The 22,090-nt window shown below is 38.3% G+C and carries 22 protein-coding genes and 2 tRNA genes; 20 read left to right on the forward strand and 4 right to left on the reverse strand.

The window, feature by feature from the left end:
* Positions 1-52: 52 nt before the first annotated feature.
* Entirely contained in the window at positions 53-2,209 is a 2,157-nt protein-coding gene (gene recG, locus V4519_00995; GenBank protein MES2436566.1) for an ATP-dependent DNA helicase RecG, read from the reverse strand.
* Between the two features lie 5 nt (positions 2,210-2,214).
* Positions 2,215-3,033: an A/G-specific adenine glycosylase gene (locus V4519_01000; GenBank protein ID MES2436567.1), complete on the reverse strand. Its 819-nt coding sequence runs from the start codon at positions 3,031-3,033 to the stop codon at positions 2,215-2,217.
* A 14-nt stretch (positions 3,034-3,047) separates the two neighbouring features.
* On the opposite strand from V4519_01000, the gene V4519_01005 reads away from it, so the two are divergent.
* Positions 3,048-3,626: a hypothetical protein gene (locus V4519_01005; GenBank protein ID MES2436568.1), complete on the forward strand. Its 579-nt coding sequence runs from the start codon at positions 3,048-3,050 to the stop codon at positions 3,624-3,626.
* A gap of 224 nt (positions 3,627-3,850) precedes the next feature.
* Here V4519_01005 and V4519_01010 read toward each other — a convergent pair whose 3' ends face one another.
* Positions 3,851-5,350 (reverse strand): trehalase family glycosidase, encoded by a 1,500-nt coding sequence (locus V4519_01010; protein ID MES2436569.1) that lies wholly within the window; start codon positions 5,348-5,350, stop codon positions 3,851-3,853.
* Between the two features lie 463 nt (positions 5,351-5,813).
* Here V4519_01010 and V4519_01015 point away from each other — a divergent pair.
* The 3 genes from V4519_01015 to V4519_01025 all read left to right on the forward strand — a co-directional run bounded on the left by V4519_01015 (position 5,814) and on the right by V4519_01025 (position 6,487).
* Positions 5,814-5,902: transfer RNA gene (locus tag V4519_01015), tRNA-Ser, on the forward strand.
* A gap of 6 nt (positions 5,903-5,908) precedes the next feature.
* On the forward strand, positions 5,909-6,358 hold the full coding sequence (locus tag V4519_01020) for an acyltransferase (protein MES2436570.1): 450 nt from the start codon (positions 5,909-5,911) through the stop codon (positions 6,356-6,358).
* A 42-nt stretch (positions 6,359-6,400) separates the two neighbouring features.
* A tRNA-Ser gene (locus V4519_01025) sits at positions 6,401-6,487 on the forward strand.
* Positions 6,488-6,492: 5 nt separating this feature from the next.
* Here V4519_01025 and V4519_01030 read toward each other — a convergent pair.
* Positions 6,493-7,128 carry a hypothetical protein gene (locus V4519_01030; protein MES2436571.1) on the reverse strand — a complete coding sequence of 212 codons (636 nt, stop codon included), beginning with the start codon at positions 7,126-7,128 and terminating at the stop codon, positions 6,493-6,495.
* A gap of 87 nt (positions 7,129-7,215) precedes the next feature.
* On the opposite strand from V4519_01030, the gene pilM reads away from it, so the two are divergent.
* The 16 genes from pilM to V4519_01110 all read left to right on the forward strand — a co-directional run bounded on the left by pilM (position 7,216) and on the right by V4519_01110 (position 22,088).
* Entirely contained in the window at positions 7,216-8,331 is a 1,116-nt protein-coding gene (gene pilM, locus V4519_01035; GenBank protein ID MES2436572.1) for a type IV pilus assembly protein PilM, read from the forward strand.
* 68 nt (positions 8,332-8,399) lie between these two features.
* Positions 8,400-9,068 (forward strand): hypothetical protein, encoded by a 669-nt coding sequence (locus tag V4519_01040; protein ID MES2436573.1) that lies wholly within the window; start codon positions 8,400-8,402, stop codon positions 9,066-9,068.
* Between the two features lies 1 nt (position 9,069).
* Complete coding sequence (gene pilO / locus V4519_01045) at positions 9,070-9,582, forward strand: type 4a pilus biogenesis protein PilO (protein ID MES2436574.1); 513 nt, start codon at positions 9,070-9,072, stop codon at positions 9,580-9,582.
* Positions 9,583-9,586: 4 nt separating this feature from the next.
* Complete coding sequence (locus V4519_01050; protein MES2436575.1) at positions 9,587-9,940, forward strand: hypothetical protein; 354 nt, start codon at positions 9,587-9,589, stop codon at positions 9,938-9,940.
* Between the two features lie 18 nt (positions 9,941-9,958).
* On the forward strand, positions 9,959-11,704 hold the full coding sequence (locus tag V4519_01055) for a GspE/PulE family protein (protein ID MES2436576.1): 1,746 nt from the start codon (positions 9,959-9,961) through the stop codon (positions 11,702-11,704).
* 30 nt (positions 11,705-11,734) lie between these two features.
* Positions 11,735-12,127: a response regulator gene (locus V4519_01060; GenBank protein ID MES2436577.1), complete on the forward strand. Its 393-nt coding sequence runs from the start codon at positions 11,735-11,737 to the stop codon at positions 12,125-12,127.
* A gap of 13 nt (positions 12,128-12,140) precedes the next feature.
* Positions 12,141-13,205, forward strand: a complete 1,065-nt coding sequence (locus V4519_01065; GenBank protein MES2436578.1) for a PilT/PilU family type 4a pilus ATPase — start codon at positions 12,141-12,143, stop codon at positions 13,203-13,205.
* A gap of 24 nt (positions 13,206-13,229) precedes the next feature.
* On the forward strand, positions 13,230-14,438 hold the full coding sequence (locus V4519_01070) for a type II secretion system F family protein (GenBank protein MES2436579.1): 1,209 nt from the start codon (positions 13,230-13,232) through the stop codon (positions 14,436-14,438).
* Positions 14,439-14,621: 183 nt separating this feature from the next.
* Entirely contained in the window at positions 14,622-15,083 is a 462-nt protein-coding gene (locus V4519_01075; GenBank protein MES2436580.1) for a type II secretion system protein, read from the forward strand.
* A gap of 118 nt (positions 15,084-15,201) precedes the next feature.
* Entirely contained in the window at positions 15,202-15,645 is a 444-nt protein-coding gene (locus V4519_01080; protein ID MES2436581.1) for a type II secretion system protein, read from the forward strand.
* Positions 15,645-16,475 carry a prepilin peptidase gene (locus V4519_01085; GenBank protein ID MES2436582.1) on the forward strand — a complete coding sequence of 277 codons (831 nt, stop codon included), beginning with the start codon at positions 15,645-15,647 and terminating at the stop codon, positions 16,473-16,475. Before V4519_01080 ends, V4519_01085 begins: the two co-directional genes overlap by 1 nt.
* A complete protein-coding gene (locus V4519_01090) occupies positions 16,465-17,106 on the forward strand; it encodes a prepilin-type N-terminal cleavage/methylation domain-containing protein (GenBank protein MES2436583.1) in 642 nt (213 codons plus the stop codon). The genes V4519_01085 and V4519_01090 overlap by 11 nt, the downstream gene beginning before the upstream one ends.
* 14 nt (positions 17,107-17,120) lie before the next feature.
* Entirely contained in the window at positions 17,121-17,654 is a 534-nt protein-coding gene (locus V4519_01095; protein ID MES2436584.1) for a type II secretion system protein, read from the forward strand.
* A gap of 6 nt (positions 17,655-17,660) precedes the next feature.
* Positions 17,661-18,209 (forward strand): prepilin-type N-terminal cleavage/methylation domain-containing protein, encoded by a 549-nt coding sequence (locus V4519_01100; GenBank protein ID MES2436585.1) that lies wholly within the window; start codon positions 17,661-17,663, stop codon positions 18,207-18,209.
* 2 nt (positions 18,210-18,211) lie between these two features.
* Entirely contained in the window at positions 18,212-18,721 is a 510-nt protein-coding gene (locus V4519_01105; GenBank protein MES2436586.1) for a hypothetical protein, read from the forward strand.
* 85 nt (positions 18,722-18,806) lie between these two features.
* On the forward strand, positions 18,807-22,088 hold the full coding sequence (locus tag V4519_01110) for a hypothetical protein (GenBank protein MES2436587.1): 3,282 nt from the start codon (positions 18,807-18,809) through the stop codon (positions 22,086-22,088).
* Positions 22,089-22,090 lie beyond the last annotated feature (2 nt).

Consider the following 22,090-nt stretch of genomic DNA (forward strand, 5'->3'; position numbering starts at 1 on the left):
ATTAAATAGTTAAAACTAAAACCACTTACTAATAATTAGTGAGTGGTTTTAGTTATTCAAAGTGGATGTCATCTTGTCGTGCGACTTTATTTTTTAAGATGGGGTAGTGGGAGAGCGTAAGATCATGTTCAAGAAGAGTCCGAGCTTCGGTACGGGCTGCTTCTACCATTTTCAGATTTTTCATTGCTTCCATCGCCAGGTCAGAAACACCCCATTGCTTACGACCATAGAGCTGCCCGGCACCGCGGAGTTGAAGATCAAATTCAGAAAGTTCAAATCCGTTTTTTGCAGTCTTTAATGCATTGAGTCGGTCCATTGATTTCTGTGATGATGTCTCAGAAAAGACATAACAGTATGCCTGATGATTGGATCGAATAACACGACCTCGTAATTGGTGCAGCTGTGAAAGACCAAAACGTTCTGCTCCTTCAATAATAATAATAGTAGCATTAGGAACATTTACTCCCACTTCAACTACCGATGTGGCAACAAGAATATGTATTTTGCCGTCAGAGAAATCTTGCATCACATCTTCTTTCTCATCAGGTTTCATCTTGCTATGCAAAATGTCTATGTTGTACTCAGGGAAGACTTCTTTCTTAAGTCGCTTTGCTTCTTCTTTTACCGATTTTGCTTCGACAGCAAATTCTTTTGATGGATCTGGCTCATCAATGCGCGGACATATCACATAAAGCTGTCGGCCAGCTTTCATTTCTTCCCGAATCCTTTCGTACGTTTGCGCACGCTTTGTTGGAGGAATAATATCAGTAATTATTGGCTTTCGTCCTACCGGCATTTGATCAAGCAGCGTTAAATCAAGATCACCAAAGACAGTAAGAGCGAGCGTGCGGGGAATAGGGGTTGCAGTCATTGAAAGCAGATGTGGAATTTGGGCTTGTTTGTTTACAAGTTTTTGTCGTTGCTTGGTACCAAATCTGTGTTGCTCATCAATGATTACATATGACAGATGCTTAAACTGCACGGCTTTTTGAATAAGAGAATGCGTTCCAATAAGAATGGGAATTTCACCATTGGCTACCCATTTCAAAAGTTGGGTGCGAGAAATGTCGGTCCATCCTTCAGGATTTACTTTTGAAGGAAACTTTTTGCAACCAGATGAAGTGATGAGTCCAATACTAATTCCTAAATGATAAAAATATTTAATAAATGATTCGAAATGTTGTTTGGCCAAGATTTCAGTAGGGCACATGTAGGCAACTTGAAGAGTCCCGAAAACTTGTCCCTTTGGACGAGTGGTTACTGCTGCATAAGTGGTAGTTGCTGCCACTGCTGTTTTTCCAGATCCCACATCTCCTTCAAGAAGTCGTGACATAGGATGACCTGATTTAAAATCATCGATGATTTGTGAGATGGCTTTTGCTTGTGCTTCGGTTTCTTTAAACGGAAAACGTGAAGTGAACTTTTCTAAATCAGAATACTCTTTTTCGATAATAAATGCAGGATTATTTTCGTTCTCGAGTCTATCTTTTTGTTTTAAGAGCTGGATCATAAACACTTCTTCAAAAGCAAAACGTTTTCGTGCTGCTTCAGAGTCACTCAATTTGCGGGGAGTGTGAATCCAGATAAGCGCAGTCTTTAATCCAGGTAATTTATATTTTTCTAGAATTTCTTGTGGAATTGGATCTTCACATGAATCTAAACTATTTGCAGAAAATACTTTTTGAATAGCATGAAAGATCCATCGTGAAGTAATTCCCTGAGTTTCAGGATATACAGGGTAGAGACCACCTTGCTCGTGTGATTCGCCAAAAAGGGAAGTGCCTGCAACTGCTGGAGGCTTATCGGTAAATTCATATTCAGGATTTGAAAGATAGAAGCCTCCTGTTTTTCGTTCACTTACTTTTCCTGTAAAGCGAGCATATGATCCTTCGGGAATCATCTTGGCAATATATGCTTGGTGAAACCACACTACTCCCATAGTTCCTGTCGCATCTTCAAGCGTAGCTTTGGCCATGGGGATCTTAGAACGAAAACCTTTTTTTAATTCTACCCCTGTAATTTTTGCATAAATAGAAGCTGTTTCTCCTTTAACCAAATTAGAAATATTTTTAACATCTCCAGCTTCAGAATAGCGGGTGGGGAAATAGTAGAGCAAATCTTCAATAGTCTTAAGACCAAGTCGTTGAAGTGCTTTCTTTTGGATATCTAATGTTCGGAAGGCTTTCTCAATCGGTGTCGTGAGTTCCATTGCCCCTAGAGTATACCAAATTTTTGACCTTGTTTTACAATAAAGCCTTCATCACAAAGCTTCAGCAAATTTTTATCTATGATCTCAGGAGTAGTACTGATATTTTCTAGTTCTAGTTGCTTTATAAGACTTTTTTCTGTCTGAGGGCTTTTTGTAATAGCTCGAACAATAGCAGCTCGTATTTGCCGATTAGAGCCAATAAATTTAGATTGTTTCGTATAGTGCTTGCTGCGTTTATTTGCATTACCATGAGCCTTTTTGAGCATCACACCATAGTCCATGAGTGCATAGTACCAATCTCTGGGGTTTTTTTGATCTAAAGTTTTTCTAACTAACTCTAAAATTTCTGAGTCGTGAATCTCACCATGCTCTTTGGAGAAAAATTCATGAATGTACACTGTCCGAATGTTGGTTTCTATAATTGGATGAGCTTTATTAAATGCGAATGCTAGGACTGCACCGGCAGTGTATGGCCCAATGCCAGGTAAATCTAATAGTTCTGCATACGTAGTTGGGAATTTTTTAGAATACTTTTGTACAACAGTTTGTGCTGCACGCTGCAATGCTAATGCTCGTCTGTTGTAACCCAAGCCTTGCCAATAGGTAAGAACTTGCTGTAATGGAGCTTTTGCAAGCACTTCTGCTGTGGGAAATACTTCAAGCCATGCTGTGTATTTTGGAATAACTCGTTCTGTCTGGGTTTGTTGAAGCATTATTTCTGAAACCAAAATAGCGTAGGGATCTGTGGTTGTGCGCCATGGAAAAATGCGCTTGTTGGCGGCATAATAATCCCAGATGAGTTTTTTGAATTTCTCATGAGTCATGGCAGAATACTATCATGAAAATCTTTATTGGCCTGGTCGGAGAAAAGGGTAGTGGCAAAGACACGTTTGCAGAATGCTTGCAGCACTGTACCAATGACTACCGAATTAAACGCGTAAGATCCTCAGATATATTAGGAGAGACACTTGATATGTGGCATTTGCCTAAAACTCGGCACAATTTGCAGCATGTAGCTATTGTTATGGATGAAGGTTTTGGTAAGGGGACGCTTACCAATGCACTACGCACGAGGATTGAGCAGATGGATGCAGATATTGTGGTATTTGATGCTGTGCGATGGATGAGTGATCTTGAAATGGTTAGATCATTCCCATGTAATTTTCTTGTATATATTACTGCTGATAGTAAGACTCGTTATGATCGAACGGTGAAGCGAAAAGAGAAGGTTGGAGAGGCCACAACTTCTTTTGAAGAATTTGTTCAAGATGAACTGATTTCAACAGAAACGGATATTCCCAAAATAGGAGCGCAAGCTGATATAAAGATTGAAAATACAGATGACATTGCCAAGTTTAAAGCCTTAGTTGTGGAATTTTATCAACAGAAAGTATTGCCCTCAATCCCACGTCTATAATCGTATGATATACTGGTTAGCACATCAGTATTAAATTAGTAATTAGTATCACTTTTATGCAAACAGACCCAATTTCATCAGCACAGGAACCATCACAGGTTGTTTCTCGAGGACAGATCTATGCTCCAACAGATCCAGCTGAAGAAGGAATTTGCATTGGTTGCGAATAGTATCTATTTTAAACAAAACCCCTTCAACCATATGTTGAAGGGGTTTTTGTTTGGTTAGTTTTTCTTCTGTAATGCTGAGAGAAGTCTCAGAATAGTTCCATTGGTCCATCCAAAACCTATTTCATTGGTACTATACCCATAATCAATACCGTGGAGCTGAGATGAACTTGAAATTACATCATATTTTTCTACAAGAGTACCGTAGAGTGTAAAGTTTTTGAGACACATAGAGATGAATTTCTCACTAAGTCGATCTGCCTCTTCGTTATATCCATATTTTCGTAACCCTTCAATTGCTACCATGTTTAAAGGTGCCCAGCCAAAAGGCATATCCCACTGCATTCCGCTTTCATTATTGCTGCAAAGTAACCCTCCATCACGTTCAAAGAGTGGAAGAGACTTTACCAATCGAGCTGCTTGCTCTTTTGTTGCAACTCCTACCCACATAGGGTAAAACGTTGTGGTAAATAAATATTTTCTGAGTTTTTTTTGAGTACTATGATAATCATAAAACTGCCCATCCTGCTCATCCCAGAGTACTGTTTGAATTTTAGCAGCACGAGTAAGTGCTCGTGTTCGCCATACATCAATACCAGAAAGCCCGAGAATTTTTAGGATGTGCATCATGTCATTTTCAAACTGATACAGCAGGGAATTGAGACACACAGGATTGTATGACATGCAATCAATGTTAAACGGACCAAATCGATCAGATGGATCAAAGCCCGATTCTCGCATGGTACGATCGCCCTTATAAAAAAGATCAGTTAATTGATGATTTTCTTTGTCATAATAAAGACTTACATCATATCGATCATGATCATGGGTTAAAAAGTAATCTAAGATTCGGTCATAGTGTGTAAAACCCTTTTCATCTCGTTCACTAGAAATTACTTCAGGTGCTGGGCCATTACCAGTATCATAATAGCGAGAAAGACCAGTTTCGGGAGTTATGTGCGGTTCTTCCATCCAAAACTTATAAGTGTCTTCTAGGGCTGAGAGTGTGCTTGCGAGCCATTCTTTATCTTCAGTCTTCTCATACACTTCAAGAACCATTCTGCTCAAAAATGGTGGATTGGAACGGCTTAAATAATAGGTTCTGTTGGCGTTTAGGATTTTTCCATAATAAATAACTTGATAAATAAAATTATCAACCATATTTTTTGCAAGTTCTATTTCACCATCAAGTAAGAGTCCTGCAATAATAAAATAAGAATCCCAGCCATACATTTCATTAAATCGTCCACCGGGTACTACATATGATTTTGGTAAATAGAGTAATCCATGATCTTGGACCTCGCCATCTTCAGGTAGATTACAGAGATTTATTCGACCGAGATTTGCTTCACTCATTTGTTTTCGAAGCACATCCATGACGCGTCCAGCATTTTCACTCTTTGGGATGAATACATTCCAACGACCGTTGTCTCCTGGTGTTGTTTTTGGATCTACTGCTGCATCTGCAAGATGAAGGTTTGATCGAAAAAGTGCGCCGGTCCATGACTGCTTTATATAATCGAGCATTGGTTGTAATTCATCTCGGGTGATTTTCATAGAGTTATATACATCTTACTATATATAAAAAATCCGCACAGGATCATGGATCCAGCGCGGGTTTGTGGCGATCGATAACGTAGTGAGGAAGGGGAAGCCCTTCATCCACGAGTCGAACGGTTACTGTCTCATCGGTACCCACGTACTCCGGTGGAATTGATCGGAGTGTTGCTCGCACGTTTTGAAGAGGCGCGAGCTCATACTCTGTTGTGCCGACACGTACATTTTGCTGCGTGCGAGTGCGGTTCTCGAGGATGATGCTTGTGCCTGCCTCGGCACTTGGCTGCAGGGCTGGTGCATCTTGTCCGATGGGGTTTGTTGTACACCCACAAGCAAGAACGAGGGGAATCAGATTGAACGCTAAACGCATAGATCTCCAGTACGAGGTTGGTCCAGAGATATCCTACGTGGATATGGGCTAAAATCAAGTTTTGTGTTAGATTTCTTGTACGCCAAAGCGTTTGGAGACGTGTCAGAGTGGTCTAACGTACCTCTTTGCTAAAGAGGCAGGGGTGTCAAAGCTCCTCGAGGGTTCGAATCCCTCCGTCTCCGCATTTTATGGGTATTTTACAAAAAATTAAAGAACTCTTTAGTTCTGAAGTTAAATCACCTGCTATTGTATATCGCAGTAAGCTACGAGGGAAAATAACTCTTGATCCAAGCATAAAATGGGGAAAAAATGTAAGCCTTGATGGTAGTGGAGATCTAACTGTCGGTAAATATTGCATTATCACTCATAATGTAAAAATCTTTACTCATATGCATGAGGGATTAAAAGATGGCTATGCTCCAAATTTGATTGCAACTACTACAAAAGAAATTCCAATGCCATTAGTAATAGAAGATAATGTATTTATTGGAGAGAATGCAGTGATCTTACCTCAAGTTAATACCATTGGTCATCATGCAATTATTGGTGCTTATGCGGTAGTTACTAAAAATGTGGGACCGGGGGAAGTATGGGCAGGAAATCCAGCACGTCTTATCAGGACTAGAAAAGAACTCTAAATACTTCCAAAATAAGGAAATCCATGTAGAATAGAAGTCTCAGGAGAGATGGATGAGTGGTTTAAATCAACAGTTTACTAAACTGTCGGCCCTTAATTGGGCCCGCGAGTTCGAATCTCGCTCTCTCCGCATAATTAATGAGCTATTGTATAGGCAAATACACTGCGTACTCCACATTTTAGTAATACATTTCGAGCCTCAGAAATAGTACTACCTGTAGTAGTAACATCATCAATAAGCACAATATCTCTCCCTATAATAGAGTCTTTATAGTTAGAATTTATACAAAAGCAGTCTTTTAAGTTTTCTAAGCGTTCTTTTTTTGACAATTTAGTTTGAGGATTAGTATGACGGACCTTTATCAAAACTTTATCTTGATAGGTTAGTGTATGAGCAAGGTCGAAATGAATAATAGCTTTGCAGAGTAACGCACTTTGATTCCAACCACGTTCTTTTTTGCGTTGCTTTGATAACGGCAGGGGAATAAGAATTGGATTCTCTAATGCTGTGAAAATATGTTCCTCACTGAGTTTTTCCAAGAGTGTACTATATATAAGCTCTCCAAACACATAAGCGCTTTGTTTGTTACCTCTATATTTAAGATCCCAGATTGCTTTTTGGACCTGTGGATCTTTATAGATAAACAGGCTGGATATATAAGAAGAACATTGAATGTCTGGCTTTTGGCAGGTATTCCAGTCTAATACTTCCTGCTGTGGTTGAGGGAAGATCAAGTTGAGAATATAATGGAACAGTTTTAGGACAGGCATAATACTAGTGTGGAAAAGACCACATAAATTAAATCTAAAGAAACGTTATCTGTGCTATACTAAATCTCTAAGAGAATCATTCTAACTATGTCTTTTTTTTCAAGCTTATTCGGTAAAAAGGAAACAAGTGTCATTGGTATTGATATTGGTTCTTCATCTATAAAAATTGTGCAGCTTTCACGAAAGGGTGGCAAAGCGGTTCTTGATACCTATGGTGAACTTGCATTAGGGCCGTATGGTAATGTGGAAATTGGACGTGCCACAAACCTTCCTCCAGAAAAGATAAGTGAAGCACTTAATGATGTGATTCGCGAATCAAAAATGACCTCAAAATCAAGCGGTATTGCGATCCCATTCGGCGCAAGTCTTATTTCACTTATTGAAATGCCTGCTGTATCAGATCAACAATTGGCACAAATGGTTCCTATTGAAGCTCGAAAGTATATTCCTGTGCCTATCACAGAAGTAATGCTCGATTGGATTTTGGTGCCACGACAAGTCGATAAAGAATTAAAATTCAACGAAGAAGCTCCACATAGTCCAAATCAGCCTACAGAAAAGATAGATGTGCTTATTGTGGCAATTCATAATGAAACCTTGGCAAGGTATCAGTCTATTGTTACAGCTTCAGCTCTTCAAACAAGCTTTTTTGAAATTGAGATTTTTAGCACAATTAGATCTGTACTTGATCAAGATACAACAACTCAAATGATTGTTGATCTAGGAGCGGCTACAACAAAAGTATATATAGTAGAACGTGGAATTATTCGAGCTTCACATGTAATTAGTAGAGGAGCTCAGGATATTACTCTAGGCCTCGCAAGGACCTTAAACATACCTGTTCAAGAAGCTGAAATCATAAAGCGAGATCTAAGTCGCGTTGATTCAGATAAAAAGAAAGCTGTTGATGATGTTGTTAATCTGACGCTTGATTATATTTTTTCAGAAGCTCAGCGCGTATTATTGTCATATCAAAAGAAATTTAATAAAGATATTTCTAAAGTTGTGATGGTGGGCGGGGGAGCACGATTGCAAAACGTATTAAAGCGAGCAGAATCAAATTTTCAAACTTCTGTTGTATTAGGCGATCCTTTCGGTAAAACAGAAGCTCCGGCATTCTTGGAAGAAGTATTAAAACATACTGGTCCAGAATTTGCTGTTGCTCTCGGTGTTGCTCTTCGAAAACTTCAAGAACTTTCATAACTCATTTTGCAAACAGTGGAAAACTTATTGCAAGAAGCGGTCTCGTCTGTGTTACAATAACAAAACAAATGGAAGGTAAATTCGAAACATCATTTATTCCTAAGAAGAATCTTGCTCCTGTTACACCAGGCGCAGCCCCTCGACGCACAACAAATCTCTTCTCCGTTATTTCTATAGTTATAGTAATCACCGTGCTAATAATAGCAGGAGCACTTTTTGGTTATACAAAATATACAGAAAGTAATACTGAAAAATTAAAGTTAGAACTTAAAAAAGAATTAGCGAAATTTGAGCCTGCACTTGTATCAGAACTTTCTCGAATGGATGTCCGTCTTGAATCTGCCAAAGAATTACTTAACAAGCACTTTGCGATCTCAGTATTTTTCAACTTTCTTGAGACATCTACATTAAAGAATGTTCGATTTAGTAGTTTTAAATATGAAATTAAATCAGGAAAAGTAGTGGTATCTATGGCAGGTGAGGCACAAAACTTTTCATCTGTTGCCCTCCAGGCAGCTGAATTTGCAAAACCTGCAAACAATAAAGTGCTTAAGAGCCCTCAGTTTACAAATTTGAACTTAGATAAGTCTGGGAATGTGATGTTTGATTTTACCGGAACAGTTGAATCAAAAGAAATATTATATCGAGAATTTGCTAAAGATTTGGCCGCAGCATCCGTAGAAGATGTTTCAACATCAGTAGGTACAAGCACTGCTTCATCATCACCACAGCAATAATATGAAAGCCTTAACACCAATTATTTGTCTTTTGATCGCCGGAGCTGTGCTCTATTTATATGTTAAGCCTGGATATGAAAAGTTAAACGTTCTTCGAGATACTACAAAACAGTATGAGGCTGCTGTCGCTCGTGCAAAACAGGTGGGATTGAAACGCGATGATTTGGCTCGAAAATATAATGCTTTTGATGACAATAATGTTGCCCGTCTCCAAAAATTGTTACCCGATCGAATTGATAGCATAAAGCTTATTGTTGATATTAATTCTATGGTTAATAAGTATGGTGCTTCAGTTAAGAGTATAAAACCAGGGGATGATAAAGGTGAGAATAAGCCCTATGGATCTGTCTCTTTATCGTTTTCAACAACAATGAGCTATGACAATTTCCTTCTATTTTTAGAGGACCTTCAGAAAAATCTGAGACTAACTGATGTAACAGATATCAATTTCAAGGCAACAGAAACTGGCCTGTATGATTACAATATTACTATTAAAAATTATTGGTTAAAATAAAACTATGAATACACAGCACACATGGAGCATAGGAAAGATGACATTGTTTGCACTCTTTGTTGTTGCTGTATTTGGTGTATACAAGTTTTCTTTACAGGAAGTTGATGCCGCTGATAACACTACAACAGCTACCTCTACATCAACAAGTTCAAATGTTATTGATAAGAGTCTTCTTGCAATACTTGATCGTATTGATTCAATTCGCCTTGATGCTGGAGTGTTTAATGATGTTGCGTTTACATCGCTTCAAGATTTTACTGTAACTCTAGTTCCTCAGCCTGCTGGACGAAATAATCCATTTGCACCGCTAAGTGCAACATCACAAACTACTACAAAGCCAGCAACAAGTGGGCGATAATAACCCATTGCTGTACGTATGTCATTGCTTCAATTACTTGTAGATAAACACATTCTATCCTCTGAAGATGCGGATATACTTCAGCATGAAATGGATAGTACTGGAGCTACTTTTGATACTGTTTTAAAAAGACATGGTTTTTCTGATGATGATATATTGAAGGCTCGAAGTGCAATTCTCGAAATCCCTGCCCGAAAGATGATTCAGGAAGATGTAAAAATGAGTGTTCTTGAATATATTCCTGAAGAATCTGCTAATCATTACAAATTTGTTCCACTTGCAGTAAAAGATGGAATGCTTGAAGTTGGAGTAGTTGATCCAGACAATATCGAAGCTCGTGATGCATTGAATTTTATTTCTTCACGAATAAATATGCCCTACAAAGTCTTTTTGATCACACAAGAAGATTTTGAAAAAGTTATTGCTCAATATAAAGGCATGTCAGCAGAAGTGACAAAAGCTCTTACTGATCTTGATTCTGAGTTAAAGACTGACATTCAGGCTGCAGCAGGGAAGGATGAAGAAGAAAGTGAGGCAGATAAAATTGACGTTTCAAAGGCACCAAAGATTGAAGCAAAAATTGTTGAAGATGCTCCAGTTACAAAAATCGTGGCAACAATTTTACGTTATGCTACTGAAGGAAACGCATCCGACATTCACATTGAGCATATGCACGAAACTATTCGTGTGCGATTTCGTGTCGACGGTGTTTTAAATACAAGTCTTGTGTTGCCAACAAAAGTACACTCTGCGCTCACTGCACGTATTAAAATTCTTTCAAATATGCGTCTCGATGAAAAACGAAAACCTCAAGACGGTCGTTTTTCTGCAAAAATTGAAGGCCGAAAGATTGACTTCCGAGTTTCAACATTTCCAACCTATTATGGAGAAAAGATCGTGATGCGAATCTTGGATCAACAAAAAGGTGTAAAGAATTTTGATGAAATGGGTCTTACTCCACGTCATCTTGCACTTATGAAGAATGCTCTTAAGAAGCCGTATGGCCTTATTTTGATTTCTGGTCCTACTGGTTCTGGTAAAACCACGACACTCTATTCTATGTTGAACCTTGTTGATAAAGAACAAAAAAATGTGTTGTCTCTAGAAGATCCGATTGAGTACAACATAGATGGAATTAGTCAGTCACAAGTGCGTCCTGAGATTGGGTATACTTTCGCAAACGGATTGCGTACAACACTTCGTCAAGATCCAAACGTAATCATGGTGGGAGAGATCCGAGATAAAGAAACAGCACAGTTGGCAATCCAAGCCGCACTTACTGGTCACTTGGTGCTTTCTACAATCCACACTAATAGTGCTGTAGGTATTATCCCTCGACTTATCGACATGGGTGTTGACCCATTTCTTATTGCTCCTACGTTGGTCCTCGCTATTGCTCAACGACTTGCTGCAACCCTTTGTCCTAAAGGTGGTAAAGAGGTACCAGTAGAAGGAAGTCTAAGAATGATGATAGATAAACAATTTGAAGATCTTCCCGATGAGTTTAAAAAAGAAGTACCAATTCCAACTTCTGTTCGTGAAATTGATCCAACTCCGGAATGTCCAAATGGAACACGAGGACGAGCTGCTGTATTTGAAATGTTTGAAATTGATAAAGAAGTAGAAAAAGTTATTTTGAGCAGTGCAACAGAACTTGATCTTATGAAGGTACTACGAAAGAAAGGCGTAATGACAATGCGTGAGGATGCCATGCTTAAGGCTTTTAAAGGAGAAATCCCCTTTGAAGAGGTGAATAAGCTTTAAGGCAATTTATAAGCGTGATATACTTACTCTATGGATACTCAGCAACCAAAAATTCTCCTGATTGATGATGACAGTTATCTTATTAATATGTATGCGCTTAAGTTTGGAAAAAGCGGATTTGATGTTTCATCTGCGCTTAGTTCTCAAGAAGCTTTGAAGAAACTTCAAGATGGGTACCATCCTGATATTATCCTTCTCGATATTATTATGCCAGCAATGGATGGCCTCGAGTTATTGAGCGAAATACGGAAGCAAAAGTTGGCTGAATCCACAACGATTATTATGCTTACTAATCAAAGTGATACGTCAGACATTGAAAAAGCAAAGAGTTTGGGAGTGAGTGGATATATAGTAAAAGCAACTACAATTCCATCTGAAGTTATCAGCAACGTACAAGAGATATATAAAAATCATAAGGCATAAAGATATATATTATATGAATAGCGATTACAAAACATTCGTAGATGAAATTATTGGGATAGTCGTAAAGGAAGGTGCATCAGATCTTCATATTTCTGAAGGACGAAGCCCCGTTATTCGTGTGTCAGGTCAACTTGTGCCTATTTCAAATATTAAGCCGCTCAATAAAGCTGATATCTTTGGAATCTTAGATTTAATGATTTCACCAGAAAATAAGAAGCTCTTCATGGGTGATCATGAGGTTGATTTTTCATGGAGTCATATGGAATCACGATTTCGAGGTAATGCATTTATGCGACAAGGGTTGCCTGCAGTTGCACTTCGACTTATTCCGCACAATATTCGCACGCTTGAAGAACTCAATCTCCCACCAATTCTTGAATCATTTACTAAAAAGTCTCAAGGTTTCTTTCTTTGTGTGGGTCCTGTTGGACAAGGAAAATCAACAACACTTGCAGCTATGATTGAAATGATCAATCAAGAGCGAATGGAACACATACTTACTATTGAAGATCCAATTGAGTATCTCTATACTCCTAAGCGAGCAATTATAGATCAACGAGAAGTTCGAATTGATACTAAAGATTTTAGTACTGCATTACTCTCTATGTTTCGACAGGATATCAATGTTGTTCTTATTGGTGAAATGCGAGGACCAGAAACCATTTCAACAGCCGTAACGGCAGCGGAAACAGGTCACATGGTTTTCTCAACGCTTCACACAAACAATGCAGCACAAACCATTGAACGTATCATTGATAGTTTTCCTGCAAATCAACAGGATCAGATTCGAGTTCAGCTTGCTGGATCACTCGCAGGAATCTTTTCTCAGCGACTTATTCCACGAATTGCAGGAGGACTTATTCCCGCATACGAATTGTTGATCAACAATACTGCAGTTGCCAATCTTATCCGTGAAGGCAGAACTCATGAAATTAATACTGTAATTGAAACAGGTTCTCAGCAGGGTATGATTGATCTCAATCGTTCATTAGCAGAACTCGTACGAGCAGGGGAGATTACAATTGAGAATGCATATCGATATTCTCTCAACACTAAAGTTCTTGAGAAATTGATTTAATAGTTCTTTTTATTTTTTCTTGCAATGTTATTTAATTATAAAGCACTAGATACAACAGGAGTAGAACGCGATGGATCAATCGAAGCTGTTAATATTGATATTGCTATTAGTTCACTTCAGCGACGTGGATTAGTTATTTCACAAATTAAATCTGCTGATGAAGCAGGATCATTTTTGCAACGTGGAGTTGTTATCTTCAAGCATGTAAGCAATAAAGAGATTGTTATTCTCTCTCGACAGCTTGCCATTCTCTTTGACGCGCAGGTTTCTGCACTTCGAGTTTTTCGACTTATCGCTTCTGAAGTTGAAAATGCAATTCTTAGAAAAAGTCTTACTGAGATTGCAGATGATATTCAGGGGGGTAGTTCACTATCTAAGGCAATGCAAAAGCATCCAAAGATATTTTCTGACTTCTATGTAAACATGGTGAGATCAGGAGAAGAATCAGGTCGTCTCAATGAAATCTTTTTGTATCTTGCTGATAGTTTGGAAAGAAGTTTTGAAGTTACATCAAAAGCGCGTAATGCATTGATCTATCCTGCATTCGTTATATTTACATTCTTTGCCGTGATGGGGCTTATGTTTACTGTGGTTATTCCGAAAATTAGTGTAATTCTCGTTGAATCAGGACAAGAGCTTCCTATTTATACTCAGGTTGTGCTCGGAATCTCAAACTTTTTTGTAAACTTCGGAATTTATTTCCTCATTGCTCTTGCAATTGGAATATTCTTTTTTGTTAGATACATTCGTACTCCACAAGGTAAAGATGGATTGGATAAATTTAAAATCACTATTCCGTATATTGGAAACCTATATCGTAAACTGGCCCTTTCACGAATTACCGACAACATGAATACAATGTTGACCTCAGGAATTCCTATGATCAAGTCTCTTGAGATCACCGCGTCTGTAGTTGGAAATGAAACTTATAAAAGAATAATTTTAGATTCTTTAAATTCTGTAAAGGGAGGAAAGTCATTGTCTGACTCACTAGTGCCGTATCACGAAATTCCAGGAATTGTTATTCAAATGGTAAAGGTGGGGGAGGAAACTGGAGAACTTGGAAATATTTTGAAAACTCTTGCGAAGTTTTACCAACGTGAAGTGATGACAGCAGTTGATACACTCGTTGATCTTATTGAACCAGTGATGATTGTGACACTTGGTCTCGGAGTTGGAATTCTTCTCGCATCCGTACTCGTTCCGATATACAATCTTGCAAACTCATTCTAGTTTTTAAAAAATAATTTTGTAAAATTTCTTACAAAATTATTTTTTTTAGAAAAAAGAAAAATACTTATCCACATACTTCTCTCGTAGTTATGTTGAGTCCGCTATATAATACTACTATTAGTCATTACGACTTATCCGCATCGCGGTAAGGTCGATTTGTATAATTAATTAATAATAGTAAAAATGAAGAATATTAAAAAAGGTTTTACATTGATTGAACTTTTGGTTGTGATTGCAATCATCGGTATTCTATCAGCTGTGGTTCTTGCCTCATTGAACACTGCGCGAACAAAAGCAGCAGATGCTTCAGTAAAAGCAAACCTAGCTAACGCACGAGCAGAAGCTGAATTGTTTTATGACAGTCAGACTTCAGCAACATACGAAGGAGTATGTGCTGCAACTGGAACCAATGTAATTGGAGACAGTGTTACAGCGGCAGGTAATGCAAAGTCAGGAACAACTGTTACTCTAACTGACTCAACTGTACCTTCAGCTACAGTAGCAACATGTCACGACGCAGCAGGAGGATGGGCAGCGCAAGTACCTCTTAACACAGGAACATCATACTGTGTAGATAGTACTGGTGCCGCAGGAACACGAACAAGTTTCCTCGCAGATGCAGCAGTGGTATGTCCAGCATCATAATTATTTAGTTTAAATAATTATTCAAAAAGCCCCATCCCTTGTGGAGGGGTTTTTTGTTGTGTAAATATTTATTTTTTTTATGTTACAATGAATACATTATTAAGTATTTGTACACAAGGTGAAAACACATTTTAAAAAAGGCTTTACTTTGGTTGAACTCCTGGTTGTTATTGCTGTTATCGGAATTCTCGCTGCAGTTCTTCTTGCATCAATTGGTACTGCAAAAAGTAAAGATAATGATGAAAAAGTAAAAGCGCAATTAGTTAAAATGATTGATGCTGCAAAAAAATACAACGAAACATATAGCGCGTATGGATCTGCATCGGATTGTATGAGCGGAATGTTTAGTGATACCGGTACAGGCTTTAGTAGCCTTGTAGCAGCATCAAATTTTCCTGAAGGATCAAATCCCTCATGTAGTGCAACAAATACAGGTTGGGCAGTTAAAGCCGCACTACCTTCAAACAATGAAATTAGTTATTGTGTAGATTACACAGGTAAGTCAGCAACAACTTCAAGTATGGCATCATGGACAGCTGGTGCAACTATTTCTTGTCCATAATGAATGTTGTATTTGGCATTTTCTTTTTTCTTTTAGGAACTATAATTGGTAGCTTCTTAAACGTTGTTATTTATCGATATAATACTGGAATGGGAATAGGGGGAAGGTCTCAGTGTTTCTCATGTGGGAAAACATTGCGTTGGTATGAATTAGTTCCCGTTTTTAGTTATATCTTTCTTCGGGGTAAGTGTTCAAAATGCAAAAGTTCAGTAGCTATTCAGTATCCGCTCGTTGAATTAGTAACTGGCCTTCTGTTTTTATACATATATATACGATATGCAGCTTATATAATGACGTATCAGTTTTCTGTGATAGCTATGCTCCTCGAGCTTATAGTTATTTCTGTACTAGTAGTTATCTTTGTGTATGATATGCGCCATAAGATAATTCCAGATGGATTAGCATTCGTTTTTGCAGTGTGTGCACTTGTATATGCATCTATTGATCCATTTACTGGTTTCCATATGCCATCTATTTGGGCACTAGCTGCAGGACCAATTGCTGCATTTCCATTTGCATTTCTATGGCTAATATCTGGCGGGCGATGGATTGGTTTGGGCGATGCAAAATTGGCACTGGGTATTGGTTGGATGCTTGGAATCATTGGAGGCATATCAGCAATCATATTTTCGTTTTGGATTGGAGCACCATTAAGTATTATGTATATTCTTATACAGCGTATCCGATTGCCTAGAAATACAGAACAGCTTACAATGAAGTCTGAAATCCCTTTTGCACCGTTTCTCATTCTCGGATTTCTAATCGTGTTATTTTTCAGTCTTTCACTACCAGGCTTGGAAGGATTTATGTATATAATTAATGAAGTATAAGCAACTACAAAAAGGTTTTACGCTCGTGGAAATGATGGTTGTAATTGCTATTCTTACAATCTTTACATCAATTTCTCTTGTTGACTATAAAAACTTTGGTAAACGACAAGCATTTGTAAATCTTATGTATGATACTGCTCTTGATATTCGGCAGGTGCAAGCGAGTGGTATTGGTGTGCAAGAGGTTGTTCCAGGCAGTAATGATTTTAATGTAGGATACGGAATTCATTTTAATCTTGAGTTAGCAAATAACTCATATTTAATATTTGCTGATAAACCTATTGGAGGAACAACGATTCGTGATAATGGGTATTGTTCTTCAGTTGATCCAAGTTGTAGTGCTGATACTCAAGTAGCTGTTCATACGCTCCCAACTGGATTTATAATTGACGATGTCTGTGGAATAGTAGATAACGTGCGCACATGTATTGCATCAGGTGGTAAAATGGATATTGTTTTTGCACGTCCAAATCCCGATGCAATAATTAGAGTGAATGCCAACCTCACGAACGCCGAAGATGATACTCAGGTGAATTATGATGCTGCAGAAATTAACTTTAGATCTCCAGAAGGGGAAGAGCGTTATTTATATATAGATGCATCAGGACAAATTTCAGTAAGATCTGAATAACCATATACACATATATGAAGCCTTATATTTCAAAAAATCACACAAAAGCAAAAGGATTCACTCTCGTAGAGATGATTATTGCTATTGGAATCTTCAGTGTGGCTATGGTAATGGGTGTTGCTGCCGTTGTTAGTATTGTAAATGCAAATAGAGTTTCACAATCTCAGAGTCTTATATTCTCAAACTTAAGCATTGCTATTGAAGGAATGACAAAAGCAATTCGAGTTGGTACAGGGTATTCTCAAAGTGATGGTACTGCGGGAATTACTTTTATTCCATCAAGTGGTGTTGGAACAGTAAAGTATCTTTTTTCTGAACAAAAGATCATTAGATATGTATATGATGATGAGGGGATAGAAGTAAGTGAAAACGATGTTACGCCGGACACAGGTGAAATCATCGTGGATAACTTGAGTTTTAATGTAGATACAAGTAATGAACAGCCTAAAGTACTTATCAGGCTTAAGGGACATTCGGGAGTACGAGCTGGTTCAATTAAATATTTTTATTTGCAGTCGCTGGTATCGCAGCGCTTATTGGATCTTTAGTCTTTTATGAAACCATCATTTCAATCACAAAAAGGATTTACTATCGTTGAGGCATTAATTTCAGTGCTCATGCTTGCCCTTGTGATTGGCGCTGTATCTGGCCTTGTTCAACGAAGTTTAGCCACAAATCAATTTTCTAAAGAACAAGTTATTGCAAATTATTTAGCTGGTGAAGCAATTGAATATGTTCGAAATATTCGTGATTCAAACTATGTAGCAGGACGTGCATGGTTTACAGGTCTCAGTCATTGTATGGGAACAACCTGTCGTGTTGATACTGTTAATAATAGTATTACCCCATGTTCTGAAACTGGAGGATCAGACAGATGTAAACTTAGATTTGTCGATGATACTTCAACTGGATACTATAGTTATAATTCTAGTGGGACAACCGATTCAAATTATATTCGAACTGTTGAACTTCGACCGTCGGGAGATGCTGGAGGTACTGTATCAGAAGTAGCAATCGTAGTAACCATATCTGGGGAGCGAGGGGTTTTCTCGCAAATACCGTTAGTTGTTGTTGAACACTTAAATAATTGGGGGGGGAATTAATTATGAAAAACGTACACAATAAAGGATTTACAATATTTTTTGCCCTTCTCGTCGTAGGACTTGTTCTTGGTGTGGGTGTTTCTATCTCAAGCCTTTCTCAAAAACAGATTGTCCTTTCATATTTCAGCAAACAATCACAAGCTGCATTTTATGCTGCCGATACTGGAGGAGAATGCGCTCGTTTCTGGGATATAAAAAATCCGGACAATCCAGGTGAGAGTAAGTTTCTTTCTTATAATGGATCAACATCGATTAGCTGTGGAAATCAATCTATAGTAGTAAACCGGATTGCTGGTACTGAACCCGAATTATTTATTAGTAATTTTAAAATAGCATTAAAGAATACTAATCTGAGCTCTATTGATTCAGTATATTCATACTGTGCTGATGTGACCGTTACAAAAAATCTCCAGACTGGTGAGACACAAATTGCTTCACGGGGGCACAATTTGGATTGTAATGCTCCAGTTTCAGCTAGAAAAGTAGAACGAGCGATAGCTATAACCTATTAGTTATCCACTGCTCGATACTCATAGAGCGGTCTCAAGTGTTGTACAATAGTAGGTACAACACTTTTTACCAATCTTATTCAAAGTTATGCATACACGTGGTTTTATTATTATTGTCCTTATCTATACATTTGTTTTTTCAAGTGTAATCGGTACTGTATCTGCCCAAGAAGCACAGCTTCCACAAGTAAGTATTCAAAATCTTTCTATAGATCAATCTGATCTTAAGGCAGGAGATACTATCACTGGGAGTTTTGTGATCAGTAATGCGTATCCTAAAGATGTTCCAAATATTGTATATAAAATTTCTTTAGTTGGAGCTTTTGATGAAACGGGGCTTCCATTAGAGGAATATGATAGTAAGACATTTGGTCCAATATATTTGAAAGCTGATGAACAGCACAAATTAATTACCTATAGTTACGTATTGCCAAAAGCATTTAATCAAAAAGAAACTATTGCCCTACGAGCCCGAGCGTATCTAGATTCTGGTATTCCACTTGGGTGGAATGATACAGAAATTGAAATCTCAGGAGGTAGTACCGTGTTGTCTTTTGTTGGTTCAACTGTATCTGTAGATGGAAAGTTTTTCCAGCCTGATATAGGACCTACTGTATATGCAACATCAACAAGTGCATTTGTTCGAGTTCGATTTGTAAACAACACAACAGAGTCAATAACAATTATGCCTACTGCATCATTTTATACTCGATCAATTACAACTAAGCCAGTTACAGTATTAAAAAAGGAAGGAATGATTATTGCTGCAAAAGCCAAAGGAGAAGTGATTTTCGATCTTCCACGGTTTGATAATAAAGCAGGAGTTTATTTGGGACAGGTTCAATTTCCTGATAAAGATGGAGCGAATCGAATGACATCACTAGATTTCCAATACATTGTAGCCGGTAATCAAGTAACTATTGATACGGTATCTGCAGATAAATCAGATATTAAGAAAAATGATGTTGTTACTCTCAAGGTAAGTTATGCAGGTGCTCCTTATGACTTACTTACTGCACGAGCTGTGGGGGCAGGGAATGCAACCCTCGGTGTTAAGATCTATGATGAGCACAATAAGCTTGTTGCTGAGAATTCATCAGAACATGATTTTTCTGCAGGAACTGAGAAAGACGTAGCACTTACAGCAACTCGAGATGCACGAGCTATGCGAGCAGAAGTAACTGTTGTAAAAGGAAGCGATGTATTGGCTACCTACAAAGCTTCTCTCAGTGCTAATTATGATGAGATGAGTAAATTGCCTGCGTCATCAGATGGAAGTTCATCAGGTACATCATCAGCGGTAGTTGCTGCAGTGCTTACGATTATTGGATTAGGGGTTATATTAGCAGTTATTCTTTTTATGCGATCACGAGCTAAAAAAACAGTATATGTTCTAGCGGCACTTCTTATAGGTACGGGATTCTTCTTTGCAAATGCTCATGAGGTAGATGCAGCTGCATTCACTATTACAAAAAGTGAATCAATCAACTGTATTATCGATAAAGCGACCACAGTCTATACAGGACCTCAACCACACTGTGAACCAGGAAATTTTCGTCCTCAAATAACAAACATTAACACACCAGCGAATCAGATTGATCCAGGTGAACAGTTTCAGTTTGCTGGTACTGTAAAACTTCTTTCATGCGCCAATACTCCTGCCCATGTGAAAATCACAGCTACATTCCAGGGACAAACTAAAGAACAATGGTACTTCAAGTATAATGGCGTTGCAGATTGGAACTTTGATCACGATTACCCACTGACTTCAAAAGATTTTTCAACTCACTTAAACAGCAAGTTTACTGCACCATCAAAGCCAGGAGTATACCGTCTAACTTTCCGAATTGATAACTATACACGTATTGGTAACCAACATCAGCCTGATAACCCAAACGGTCAGACAGGTATTCGAGGGTATACAGAAGGTTATATGGATATCACTGTTGGAAATCCAGTTGTTGAACCAACAGTAAATCTCACAGCTACTCCAAATCCAGTAGATTACAACACTGCATCAACACTTAAGTGGTCATCAACAAATGCTACAACATGTACTGCAAGTAATGGATGGACAGGAACAAAAGCAAAGTCAGGCACACAAACGACAGGTAATCTTACAACAAAGAAAACCTACACAATTAGTTGTACGGGACCAGGTGGTAGTGCTAGTGATACTATAACAGTTAACGTTAAAACTGAGCCCACGCCATCGCCTGTGGTAACATTTACCGCAAATCCAACAACTATCCTTGAAGGACAAAATACAAACCTTTCATGGTCTTCAACAAACGCAACAGCTTGTGAAGCTTCTATTACTTCAGCATCACCAGATGCATCAGCAACCACAGCTTGGAACTCAAATACAAACCCAAGCGCTACACCAGGATTGCATAGTAAAGTTGTTCCTACACTTACAAAAACCACTACATTCAAAATTATATGTACTGGACCTGGAGGTAGTGCAGAAAAAACAGCTTTAGTTACTGTGAATAAAAAATCAGTTACACCGGTAGTAAATACTCCAAACGTTACTTTGATTGCAAGTAAAACTACCGTTACTTCTGGAGAAACAGTGGCATTAACATACAGTCCAGTATACGCTGCTTCATGTACTGCTACTGCAAGTCCTGCAAACAGTGGATGGACATCGGGTACTGAAAGTGCTTCAACTGGTTCATATACAAAGACTTCAAGTCCGCTTACAGCAAATACAACGTTTACAATTAGTTGTATTGGAGACTCAACGACAAATGGCCAGACAGTAACTGATGACGTAACAGTTATTGTGGATACTACTGGTGGAAATCCTACAACAACACCTCCACCCACTGTAGTTCTTACTGCAAATCCTGATGCAGTAAACCCTGGAGGAAGTACAACCTTATCTTGGACAGTTTCAAATGCTGCATCATGTACAGCATCAGCAAATCCTGTAAATAGCACATGGATTGGTAATAAGACAGCAACTAATGGAACACACACTGCGACAGTAAGCAATATTTATAGTGCAACAGAATTTAGATTAACCTGTACTGGTCAGGGAGGAGTTGAAAGTGATACAGCCGTAGTAACTTTGGCAACTTCAACACTCTCATGTACACCTAACCCTTCATCTGGAGTGCGAGTTGGTGATACTGTTACATGGACAGCAAATCCTGGAAACCTTAGTCCAACAGAATACACCTGGACAGGAACACCTGAACTAGAAGAAGGTACCTCGGGATCATCTATTGATGTAACATACACCACAAAAGGCATTAAGTACGCATATGTAACAGCAACATTAGGAGACGGTACAAAATCTCCACAAACACAGTGTACTATTCCTGTGTCAGTGGGTAATAAGCCAACATTCATTGAATTTTAAAA

It is taken from the genome of Patescibacteria group bacterium (genome assembly GCA_040387855.1).
Lineage (GTDB): Bacteria > Patescibacteriota > Minisyncoccia > Phycocordibacterales > JAKAEA01 > JAZKCY01.